Origin of the sequence: Streptomyces sp. NPDC006384 (assembly GCF_042870695.1) — a bacterium.
In the GTDB taxonomy this organism is placed as follows: domain Bacteria; phylum Actinomycetota; class Actinomycetes; order Streptomycetales; family Streptomycetaceae; genus Streptomyces.
In genome coordinates this window covers 1-11603 of sequence record NZ_JBIAHR010000048.1, presented here as the reverse complement: position 1 = coordinate 11603, position 11603 = coordinate 1, and the positions used below count along the sequence as shown (strand labels likewise).

Annotated in this window: 7 protein-coding genes; all 7 read left to right on the top strand. The window is 73.2% G+C overall.

Going from position 1 to position 11603, the window contains the following annotated elements; all coding sequences use genetic code 11:
* Positions 1 to 392 (top strand): phosphopantetheine-binding protein (locus ACFYOJ_RS35980; RefSeq protein ID WP_388598620.1); only part of this gene is annotated, 392 nt, incomplete at its 5' end.
* Positions 393 to 414: 22 nt separating this feature from the next.
* Complete coding sequence (locus ACFYOJ_RS35975) at positions 415 to 1332, top strand: ornithine carbamoyltransferase (protein ID WP_356558883.1); 918 nt, start codon at positions 415 to 417, stop codon at positions 1330 to 1332.
* Positions 1329 to 2732 carry an MFS transporter gene (locus tag ACFYOJ_RS35970; RefSeq protein ID WP_356558885.1) on the top strand — a complete coding sequence of 468 codons (1404 nt, stop codon included), beginning with the start codon at positions 1329 to 1331 and terminating at the stop codon, positions 2730 to 2732. The genes ACFYOJ_RS35975 and ACFYOJ_RS35970 overlap by 4 nt, the downstream gene beginning before the upstream one ends.
* Positions 2725 to 3483 (top strand): ABC transporter ATP-binding protein, encoded by a 759-nt coding sequence (locus ACFYOJ_RS35965; RefSeq protein ID WP_356558887.1) that lies wholly within the window; start codon positions 2725 to 2727, stop codon positions 3481 to 3483. Before ACFYOJ_RS35970 ends, ACFYOJ_RS35965 begins: the two co-directional genes overlap by 8 nt.
* On the top strand, positions 3480 to 5969 hold the full coding sequence (locus tag ACFYOJ_RS35960; RefSeq protein WP_356558889.1) for an FtsX-like permease family protein: 2490 nt from the start codon (positions 3480 to 3482) through the stop codon (positions 5967 to 5969). The genes ACFYOJ_RS35965 and ACFYOJ_RS35960 overlap by 4 nt, the downstream gene beginning before the upstream one ends.
* 318 nt (positions 5970 to 6287) lie before the next feature.
* Positions 6288 to 6503, top strand: coding sequence for an MbtH family NRPS accessory protein (locus ACFYOJ_RS35955; RefSeq protein ID WP_356558891.1), 216 nt, complete (start codon positions 6288 to 6290; stop codon positions 6501 to 6503).
* 112 nt (positions 6504 to 6615) lie between these two features.
* The coding region (locus ACFYOJ_RS35950) for an amino acid adenylation domain-containing protein (RefSeq protein WP_388598618.1) at positions 6616 to 11603 on the top strand (4988 nt) is incomplete at its 3' end.

The window sequence follows — 11603 nt, the reverse complement described above, 5'->3', positions numbered from 1 at the left end:
ACGCCCTCCCCGACTACATGATCCCGTCCCTCTACGTACAGGTGGACGCGATCCCGCTGACCGCCAACGGCAAACTCGACCACCGCGCCCTGCCCACCCCCGACCACACCACCACCGACACCCACGTAGCCCCCCGCACCCCCGCCGAAGAACGCATCGCCGCGATCTGGATGGATCTGCTCGGCAAGAGCGCCGGCGTGCACGACGGCTTCTTCGAGGTCGGCGGGCATTCCATCCTCGCCGTACGCCTCGTCTCGCGGTTGCGGCAGGACTTCGACCTCGACCTGCCGATCCGGGTCGTCTTCGAGCGGCCCACCATCGCGCAGATCGCCGCGGAGATCGAGGACCGCGTCCGGGCCGAGATCGACGCGCAGCTCGCCGAATCCCGCTGACCAACGAGCGAAGGACATCCGCATGCGTCATCTCATCTCACTCACCGATCTGACCGACGACGATCTGCGCACGCTGGTCGCCCGCGGGGCGGAGTTCGCCGCCGGGGCGGTCGCCAAGCCGCTGCGGGACGAGGTGGTGGGCGTCTACTTCCGGCGCACCTCGACCCGTACCCGTACCGCCTTCACCACGGGGGCGCTGCGGCTCGGCGCGCAGACGGTGACCTTCGGGCCCGGGGACCTCCAGCTGAACACGGGCGAAACCACCGAGGACACCGGGCGGGTGCTGTCCGGCATGCTGGACATGCTGGTGGCCAGGACGTCGGACGCGACCGCGGAACTGCGGTCCTGGGCGGCGGCCGGGCGGATGTCGGTGGTGAACGCGATGACCGCGGAGGAGCACCCGACGCAGGGACTCACCGATCTCACCACCCTGCACTGCCACTTCGGCCGCGTCGAGGGCCTGCGGGTGCTGTACGTGGGCGAGGGCAACAACAGTGCCGCCGCGCTGGCGCTGGCCCTGACCCGCTTCCCGGGCACCGAGCTGGAGCTGCGCACCCCGCCCGGGTACGGCCTGGCGGCGGACGTCCTGGCCACCGCCGGCGAGCAGGCGGCGCGCAGCGGGGCGAAACTGTCCGAGCAGCACGACATGACGGCCCTGCCCACCGGGTTCGACGTCGTGTACACCACCCGCTGGCAGACCACCGGCACCAGCAAGCCGGACGCGGACTGGCGCACGGTGTTCGCCCCGTTCCAGGTGTCCGGCGCCCTCTGGGAGACCAGCCCGGACGCGGTGTTCCTCCACGATCTGCCCGCGCACCGGGGTGAGGAGGTCACCGCGGAGGTGCTGGACGGTCCGGCCAGCCTGGCGTTCGCCCAGGCCACGCACAAGCTGCACAGCGCGATGGCGGTCCTCGAATGGTGCCGGGCCGTCCGTTCATGAGACGGAAGCGCAGAGCGGCCCGCTCCGGCGGAGAGGGCGGGCACAAGCTGCCGTCGCTGCGCAGTTACCGCGACTTCCGGCTGCTGTGGACCGGCTCGGCGATGTCGGTGATGGCGGAGCGCTGCTCCGGGATGGCCTTCACACTGCTGGTGCTCTGGCACACCAGGTCGGAGAGCGCGGCGGGCATCGTCGGGTTCGCGGGGCTGCTGCCGGCGCTGATCGTGCAGCTGCCGGCGGGTGTCCTGGTGGACCGGCTGAACCGGCGGCGCGTCATGATGACGTGCGTCGTGGTGCGGATGGTGGCGGTGGCGACGGTCGCCGTCTCCCTGCTGGGTGACACGGTGTGGGTGTGGCACATCGCCCTGGTGGCGTTCGTGCAGAGCAGCATGACCGTCTTCTACCAGCTGTCGGAGCGGGCCATGGTGCGCCACGTGGTGCCCTCGCAGCAGCTGGGCGCGGCGATGGCCACCAACGAGGCCCGCTCCCGCGGCGTCAACTTCGTCGGGCACCCGGCCAGCGGGGCGATGTTCGGTCTGTCGGCGTGGGTGCCGTTCCTGACCAGCGTGGCGCTCTACGTGGGTTCGCTGGTCACGCTGGTGAAGCTGCGGGGCGAACGGCAGCCGCCCCGGCGGCCGCGTGCCGGACGCCGGATGCGGGCCGAGGTCGCGACAGGGCTCACATGGGTGTGGGGGCGGGCCTACTTCAGGACGGCGCTGCTGATCATCTCGGTCAGCAACCTGGTGTTCCAGGGGCTGATCCTGACCGTGGCCGTGGTGATCAGGGAGGACGGCGGAGCCGCCGGGACCATCGGGCTGATCATGGCGGCGGGCGGCATGGGCGGGCTGTGCGGTGCGCTGTCCGGCGGCTGGCTGAACCGGCGGCTGGCGATGCGGCAGATCATGATCCTCGCGCACATCGTGTGGGCCGTGGTGATGCCCGCGGCGGTGTTCTTCCGGCAGGCTCCGGCACTTGGGGCATTGTTCTACATAACGTCGTTTATAGGAGCCACTGTTACGGTCTCCGGCATGTCTTACCAGGTGCGCATCACCCCCAATGACATGCAGGGGCGGGTCGGCAGTGTCGTCATGCTCCTGGTGTCCGGGGCGAGTTCGCTCGGCGCGCTCGGTACGGGATACCTGCTGGAGGCAGTGGGCAGCCGCCACACCCTCGTGGTGCTGTCGACGGTGATGGCGGTGCTGGCCCTGGTGGCCGCCGTCGTCTTCAGCAGGGCCGGCGCGGCCCGGGAGGACCGCGCGGACAGCATGGAACCACCCGACGCGGCGCACACCCCGTCGGGGCCGGCAGCGCTGCCGGCCCCGGACGCGCCCGCGCCGGCCTCCGTCACGGACGGGACGCCGGCCGATCCCCTGACCCACGAAGCGCGGAGAACCGATGGATGACGCAGTGCGGCTGGAGTCGCTCACCAAGAGCTACGGGTCCGGCGACAGCGCGGTGAGCGCCTTGCGCGAGACCAGCCTGTCCTTCCCTCGGGGCAGCTTCACCGCGATCATGGGGCCCTCGGGGTCCGGCAAGTCCACCCTGCTGCAGTGCGCGGCCGGGCTCGACCGGCCCACCTCCGGCCGGGTGTTCATCGACGGCCAGGACACCTCGGGTCTCAGCGAGACCCGGCTGACCGAACTCCGCCGCGCCTCCACCGGGTTCATCTTCCAGTCCTTCAACCTGCTGCCCTCGCTGACGGCCGAGCAGAACGTGGCGCTGCCGATGCGGCTGGCGGGACACAGGCCCCCGCGCGGTGCGATCCGGCAGGCGCTCGCCCAGGTCGGCCTGGAGAAGAAGGCCGGCAGCCGGCCCAGCCAGCTGTCCGGCGGACAGCAGCAGCGGGTGGCCATCGCCCGTGCCCTGGTGACCCGCCCCGCCGTGCTGTTCGCGGACGAGCCGACCGGCGCCCTCGACCTGTCCACGGGACGTGAACTCCTGGACACTCTGCGCGCGTTGGCGGGCCCGGGCAGCGCCCCCGGCGACGAGGACCGGGTGACGACCACCATCGTGATGGTCACCCACGACCCGAACGTCGCCGCCTACGCGGACCGGGTGCTGTTCCTCGCCGACGGCGGTCTCGTCGGCGAGCTGTTCCAGCCGACCGCCGAGGACGTCGCCGCGCGCATGACGCACCTGGCGGTGTCGTCGTGATCCGGGTGGCCTTCCAGACCCTGCGGGCACGCTGGGTCTCCTTCCTCGGCACGGTGGTCGCCCTGGTCCTCGGCGTGGCGCAGGTCGCGGCCATGGGGCTGCTGGTGACGACGGCGTTCGACCTGCCCGACCGGCCGGTGGAGCGCTTCGCCGGCGCCGGCACGGTCGTGCGCCCGCAGTCGGACGGCTGGGACCCGGCCCACCACGACCTCGGCGTCCGGTCCCCCGAGGCGGCCCGCGGCCTGAGCACCGAACTGCGCGACCGGGTCGCCGCGACCGGCGAGACCGTCGTCGACCGCGCCTTCTACGCACAGCTGCGCGGCGGCCCCGAGGACCAGGTCGGGCACCCGTGGCCGGTGGCCCGCTTCGGCGGCTACCGGCTCACCGACGGCGCCGCGCCGGCCTCGGACGGGCAGATCGTGGTCCCCTCCGACCAGGCCCGCACCGGCGACGAGGTGACCGTGCTGACGGCGTCCACCGTGCGGACGTACACCGTCAGCGGCACCGTCGACCCCGTCGGCTACGAGGACGCCGTCTTCTTCTCCGAGGCGGAGGCCGCGCGGCTCTCCCCGCGGATCGACTCGCTGGTCGCGCTCGGCCCCGCCGACGCCGTCGAGGAGGCCGTCGGCGACCGGGCCGAGGTCCTCACCGGCCAGGACCGGCACAAGGCCGACGCCAGCGAGGCCGAGGACCGCGAGACCCTGGACAACACGATCACGCTGGTGCCGGTGATGGCGAGCGTCGCCGGGACCACCGCCGTCTTCGTGGTGGCGTCCACCTTCGCCTTCGCGGTCGTCCAGCGCCGCAGGGAGGTCGCCCTGCTCCGTGCGGTCGGCGCCACTCCCAGGCAGGTGCGGAAGATGGTCCGCAACGAGGCGCTCCTGGTGGGCGGCCTCGCCTCGGCCGTGGGCACCGCCCTCGGCCTGTTCGGGGCGCAGCTCCTCGCCGACATGCTGATCTCCATGGGGGTGTCGCCGGACTGGTTCACCGTCACCCCGTCCCTGCACTGGACCGTGCTCGCGCCGCTCGCCGCGGCTTTCCTGGTGGGGCTCCTGGTGTCGGTCGGCGGCGCGTCCGCCGCGGCCCGCCGCGCCGGCTCCGTCCAGCCCGTCGAGGCGCTGCGGGAAGCGGCCGTGGACGACACGGGCGTCACCCCGGGCCGCGCCCTGCTCGGCGCCGTGGCCCTGCTCGGCGGCGTCGGCTGGACCGCCTGGATCGCCACCGGTTCCCCGGTGACGGTGCTCTCGCCCACGGTGTACGTGGTCTCGCTGATGGTGCCGGTGCTGGCGGCGGCCGTCCTCGCCCCGCTGGCCGTGGGCCCGCTGGCCCGGCTGCTGATGTGGCCGTGGCGCCGCGCGAACGGCCCCACGGCGATGCTGGTCCGGCAGAGCGCGCTGACCGCCCGCCGCCGGACCGCGGCGACCGCCGCGCCGGTGCTGCTCACCGTGGGCCTCGCGTTCTCCCTGCTCGCCGCCACCGACTCGCTGGGCGCGGCCCGGGACAGCGGCCTGCAGAACCGGATCGTCTCCGACTACGCCCTCGCTCCCGACGGCACCCCCGGCATCAGCACCGAGGTGGTCGACCGGGTCTCCGAGGTGCCCGGCGTGAAGATCGCCGCGCCGCTGCTCACCACGGTCTACTGGAAGGACGAGGACCGCTACGACGAGAACGACGGCCTGGTCGTCGATCCCGAAGCGCTGAAGCGGACCATGGACCTCGAGGTCGTCGAGGGCTCCCTGGACGACCTCGACGAGAACAGCATGGCCGTCGCCGACCTGTGGCACATGGACGTCGGCTCCACACAGACCGTGCTGATGGCCGACGGCAGCACCCACGAGCTGAAGGTGGCCGCCGTGTACGAGGCGCTGCGCGGTGAGGACGTGGCCTACCTGCCGCCGCGGTTCGCCGGCACCGCGCTGTTCGCGCGCGACGGCCTGGCCCGCCGCGCGTACATCTCCCTGGACGAGGGCGCCGACCGGCAGGCCGCGACCGCCGCCGTCCGCGAGGCGGTCGAGGGCAGTGGCGCCACCTTCATGTCGCGGGACGAGCTGGTCGCCTCCGAGGCGGCCTACGCCCGGCACCTGAACGAGGTCCGGCAGCGCTCCACCGCGGTGATCATCATGTTGTTCTGCTTCATCGCGATCCTCAACACGCTGCTGATGGCCACTGCGGACCGCCGGCGCGACCTGGCGGTCCTGCGGACCGCGGGCGCCACCCCCAGGCAGGTGCTGCGGTTCTTCGTCGCCGAGTCGCTCCTCGTGTCCGCGATCGGCGTGGTGCTGGCGCTGGCCGCCACCGCCGTCAACCTGGCCGGGCTCCGAGGGGCCCTGTTCCAGCTCTTCGGCACCACCCCGATCGTCGTTCCGTACGCGGTCGTCGTGGGCGTCGCGGTGGTCTCCACCCTGCTGGCACTGCTCGGTACCGTCCTGCCGGTCACTGCGGCGCTGCGGGCCCGGGCCGTGCAGCTGATCGGAGCCCGCGAGTAGGTCACCCCGGCACGTCCCCGCACCGCCCCCGGACCCACACGGCCCGGTCCCGGACCCCCGTCGGGACCGGGCCGTGTGCCGTCCTCCGGGGTCCGGCCGTCTCCCGGCGCGCGCCCCTCGCCCGGCGCGCGCCCTCCGGCGCCCGGCCGTCCTCCGGCGCCCGGCCGCCCGCCGGGGACCGGCCGCCTTCCCGGGCTCGCGCGGTGTTCCGGGGCCCGGGTCGTCTCGCCCGCCGGGCCAAAAGAGAGCCGATAAGAGCCCCGGTATAGGTCGGCGTCCGACGCTGGGCGAGCATCCGACCACCGAAGGGACACCGTCATGGCTGACGAGCAGACCGACCACCGCACCTACCGGGTCGTCCTGAACGACGAGGAGCAGTACTCGATCTGGGACGCGGGCCGGGAACTGCCGGACGGCTGGCACGCCGAGGGCACCGAGGGCTCCCGGCAGGACTGCCTCCAGCGGATCGAGGAGGTCTGGACGGACCTGCGGCCGGCCAGCCTGCGCCGGCGCATGGAGCAGGCCGGCGCCTGACCGCGCCGCACGGCCCGCGGTGCCGGCGGCACCACACCGCGCAGTACCCAGCACCACGCAGGCACCACACGAGACATGTCGTACGGAACGAAGGTCGGGAGGGGCGCTCAGCATGACCACGGGCGAAGTCCGCACGAGCGGACAGGTCGACGGTACTGGAACGGCCGGCGGCGGATCGGTCGACAGCAGGCGTGAGGAGCTGGTGCGGGCCAGGCTCGCCGGGGGCCGCGGCGGCCGGCGAGCCGCCGTCACCCCCGTCGGCCGCGACGGCCGGCTCGCCCTTTCCCACGGGCAGCAGCAGATGTGGTTCCTCAGCCGGCTCGACCCGGACAGCTGGGAGTACAGCGTCCCGGTGGCGCTGCGGCTGCGCGGGCGGCTCTCCGCGGAGATGCTGCGCCGGGGCTTCGAGGAGCTGGTGGCCCGCCACGAGATCCTGCGCACCCGCTACCGCCTCGACGGCACCGAGCCGGTCCAGCTGATCGACCCTCCCGGCCGCTTCGACCTGCCTGTCGACGACCTCACCGGCACCGGCACCCCCGCCGAGCGGGAGGAGCGGGCCCGCCGGCTGGCCGAGGCCGAACCGGGCCGCCCGTTCGACCTGGCCGACGGCGCCCCGCTGCGGGCGCGGCTGATCCGCGTCGCGGAGGACGACCACCTGCTGGTCGTCGTCTTCCACCATGTGGCGTGCGACGAGTGGTCCGTCGGACTGTTCCTCGGTGAACTGGCCGCCCTCTACGAGGCGTTCGGCCGCGGCGAGCCCTCGCCCCTGGCCCCGCTGCCCGTCCAGTACGCCGACTACGCGGCCTGGCAGCGCCGCCGTCTCGACTCCGGGGAACTGGACCGGCAGCTCGACCACTGGCGGGAACGGCTCGCCGGCCTCACCCCGCTGGAGGTGCCGACCGACCGCAGGCGCCCCTCCACCCGGTCGTACGCCGGAGACGCGGTCCCCGTCCACCTGCCGGCCCCGCTGGCCGGTACGCTGCGCGACCTGGGCGCCGCGCACGGAGCGACCCTCTTCCACACGCTCCTCGCCGGCTACCAGGGCCTGCTCTCCCGCTACACCGGCCGCGACGACATCGCCGTGGGCACCGTGGTCTCCGGCCGCGACCGGCCCGAGCTGGAAGGGCTCATCGGCTACGGGATCAACACCCTGGTCCTGCGCGGCCGGTGGCAGGGCGACCCGACCTTCCGGCAGCTCGTCGCCGGCGCCCGGGAGACCGTCCTGGACGCCTTCGACCACCAGGAGTTCCCCTTCGCCCGCCTCGTCGACGAGCTGGCCCCGGCCCGGGACATGTCCCGCACCCCGCTGTGCCAGGTGGCGTTCACCATGCACCGCGAACGCACCACCGGCTTCACCCTGCCCGGTGTCGACACCGAAGCCCTGACCGCCACCTCACAGGTCTCCCGCTTCGACCTCACCCTCCAGCTCCGGGAGGCCGCCGACGGCTCCGTCACCGGCACCCTGGAGTACAGCACCGCCCTCTACGACCGGACCACCGTCGAGCGCATCGCCCGGCACCTGGAGCGGCTCCTGGCGTCCGCCGCGGCCGACCCGGACCGCCCCCTGTCCCGTCTGGACATGCTCGACGACGCCGACCTCGCCGTCCTGCTGCCCGAGGTGCGCACCTTCGACGCGCCCACCCGCTGCGTCCACCGGCTCGTCGAGGAACGCGCCGCCGCCACTCCCGACGCGGTCGCCGTCGTCTGCGGCGCCGAAAGCCTCACCTACGCCGAGCTGAACACCCGCGCCAACCGCCTCGCCCACCACCTGCGCTCCCTCGGCGCCGCCCCCGGCCGCCTCGTCGCCGTCGCCCTCGACCGCGGACCGCATCTGGTGCCCGCCCTGCTCGGCGTCCTCAAGTCCGGTGCCGGCTACCTGCCACTGGACCCCGAACACCCCACCGACCGCATCGCCTACACCCTCCGCGACGCGGGCGCCGACCTCGTCGTCACCTCCACCGGGCACACCGCGCACCTGCGCGACGCCGCCGACGGCCGGCTCGTCGTCCTCGACGACCCGGAGGAGGCCGCCGTGCTGGCCGCCGCCCCCGGACACGACCCGGACTCCGGCGCCACCCCCGACGACCTGATCTACACGATCTACACCTCCGGCTCCACCGGACGCCCCAAGGGCGTCGGCCTCTCCCACACCAACGTGCTGCGCCTCTTCACCGCCACCGAGGAGCACTTCGGCTTCGACGAGCACGACGTGTGGACGCTGTTCCACTCGTACGCCTTCGACATGTCGGTGTGGGAGATCTGGGGCGCCCTCGTCCACGGCGGCCGGCTCGTCGTCGTACCGCCGGACGTCTCCCGCTCGCCGGAGGACTTCCTGCGCCTGCTCGCCGGGCAGAAGGTCACCGTCCTCAACCAGACCCCGTCCGCCTTCCGCAGCCTGGTCTCCCTGGCCGCCGACGACCATCCCCTGATCGGCGAACTCGCCGTGCGCGTCGTGTCGTTCGGCGGCGAGCGGCTCGACATCCCCGCCCTGCGCCCCTGGGTGGAGCGCCGCGGTCTCGACGTCACCGCCATCGCCAACCTGTACGGCATCACCGAGACCTGCGTGCACACCACGTTCCACCTCGTCACCGAGGCCGACCTGGACGCCGAGACCGGCAACCCGGTCGGCGTTCCGCTGCGCGACCTCCAGGTCCACCTGCTCGGCCCGCACGGCGAACTCGTGCCCGTCGGTGTGCCCGGCGAGATCCACGTCGGCGGTCCCGGCGTCGCCCTCATGTACCTGGGCCGCCCCGCCCTCACCGCGGAACGCTTCGTACCCGACCCCTACGGCGCCCCCGGCACCCGTCTCTACCGCAGCGGCGACCTCGCCTCCCGGCGTCCCGACGGCAGCCTGGACTACCTGGGCCGCATCGACCACCAGGTCAAGATCCGCGGTCACCGCATCGAACTCGGCGAGATCAAGGCCGCGCTCACCACGCATCCGCGGGTCCGCGACGCCGTGGTCGTCGCCCGCGAGGACACCCCCGGCGACCGCCGCCTCATCGCCTACGTCGTGCCCACCGGCGACGCCGTCGCCGCGCCCAGCGAACTGCGCGCCCTGCTCGCCCGCACCCTGCCCGACTACATGATCCCGGCCGCGTTCCTCGTCGTCGGCCGCATCCCGCTCACCGTCAACGGCAAGCTCGACCAGGCGGCCCTGCCGGCCCCCGACCGCAGCGCCCTCGGTGTCGACGCGGTGCACGTCGCACCGCGCACGCCCGCCGAGGAGGAGATGGTCGCCGTCTGGCGTGAGGTCCTCGGGGCGGAGACCGTCGGCGTCGAGGACAGCTTCTTCGACCTCGGCGGCGACTCCCTGCGCGCCGTCGCCCTGGTCGGGGCCCTGCGGGGCAGCGAGTACGACGTCACCGTCCGCGACGTCTTCGAGCACCGGACGCCCGCCGAACTCGTCGCCTTCGTCACCGGACGCCCCGCCCCCGCCGCTCCCCGGCAGCCCGTCGCCCCCTTCGCCCTGCTCGGCGCCGAGGACCGCGACCGCCTCCCCGAAGGGCTGGTGGACGCCTATCCGCTGGCCCAGGTGCAGCTCGGCATGGTCGTGGAGATGCTCGCCGACGACGGCCGCAACCACTACCACAATTCCACCTGCTTCCGGATCCTCGACGAACGGCCCCTCGACCCGGACGTCCTCCAGCGGACCGTCGACACCGTCCTGGCCCGCCACGAGATCCTCCGCTCCAGTTTCGCCGTCGAGGGCTACTCCGTCCCGCTCCAGCTCGTGCACCCCGCCACCGACGTGACCTCCCCCGTCGCCGCGCGGGACCTCACCGGGCTGGACGCCGACGCCGTCGAAGCGTCGCTGCGCGCCTACATGGCCGAGGAGCGCACCCGGCTCTTCGACCTCACCCGAGCCCCGCTGATCCGCTTCACCGGGCACGCCTGCGACGACGGTTCCTGGTGGCTGACCCTCACCGAATGCCACGCCGTCCTCGAGGGATGGAGCCACCACTCCCTCCTGATGGAACTGGTCACCACCTACCACGCGCTGCGCGCCGGCGAGCCCCTCCCCGACCCGGACACCCCCGACATCCGGTACGCGGACTTCGTCGCCGCCGAACTGGAGTCCCTCGCCGACGACGAGGACCGCGCCTACTGGAAGGGCATCCTCGACGAGCACACGCCCTTCGAGATCCCCTCCGGCCTCGGCGACGACCCGGCCACCACCCCCCGCGGCCTCAACCGCTCCTGGGTCCCCTACCACGACCTGGAGACCGGCCTGCGCACCCTCGCCACGCAGGCCAAGGTGCCGATCAAGAGCGTGTTGCACGCCGCGCACCTCAAGGTGATGAGCCAGCTCACGCCCGAAGAGGCGTTCTTCACCGGCCTCGTCACCAACGCCCGCCCGGAGGCGGCCGGCGCGGAACGCGTCTACGGCGTGTACCTCAACCCGCTGCCGTTCGCCCACCGGCGCGGCGCCCGCACCTGGCGGGAACTGGTGCGTCAGGTCTTCGACCAGGAGATCGAGGTCTGGCCGCACCGCCGCTACCCCCTCGGCGCCATGCAGCGCGAACTCGCGGGCAGCGAACGCCTCGTCAACGTCCGTTTCAGCTACCAGAACTTCCGCCAGGTCGACCAGGACCTCGTCGACTACCCGGCCACGATCGACGACAGCCCCACCGAGTTCCCGCTCGGCGTCTCCACCCGCGCGGGGTTCATGGTGATCACCGGCCATCGGCACCACTTCGGCCGGGCGGCGGTGGACCGGCTGGCGGCGATGTACCGGGCGGTGCTGGAGTCGATGGCCGCCGACGTGGACGGCGACGCCCGCGAGACCTTCCTGCCGGCCGGCGAACGCGAACGAGTACTGACCACCTGGAACGACTCCACGTTGCCGGTCCCGCAGCGCTCCGTGCCAGAGATGATCGCCGAGCAGGTCGAGCGGCACCCGGACGCGGTGGCCGTGGAGTCGGACGGTGAGACGCTGACGTTCGCGGAGCTGGACGCCCGCGCCAATCGTCTCGCCCACCGGCTGCGGGAGGCCGGCGTGGGACCCGAATCATCGGTGGCAGTGCTGCTGGACCGGTCGGCCGACCTGATCGTGGCACTGCTGGCGGTCTGGCGTACCGGTGCCGGCTACGTCCCCAT

What these genes read in the sequence shown, in the direction of transcription:
- ACFYOJ_RS35975 (WP_356558883.1), top strand. Translation starts at nt 415, where the DNA reads ATGCGTCATCTCATCTCACTCACCGATCTGACCGACGACGATCTGCGC.
- ACFYOJ_RS35970 (WP_356558885.1), top strand. Translation starts at nt 1,329, where the DNA reads ATGAGACGGAAGCGCAGAGCGGCCCGCTCCGGCGGAGAGGGCGGGCAC.
- ACFYOJ_RS35965 (WP_356558887.1), top strand. Translation starts at nt 2,725, where the DNA reads ATGGATGACGCAGTGCGGCTGGAGTCGCTCACCAAGAGCTACGGGTCC.
- ACFYOJ_RS35955 (WP_356558891.1), top strand. Translation starts at nt 6,288, where the DNA reads ATGGCTGACGAGCAGACCGACCACCGCACCTACCGGGTCGTCCTGAAC.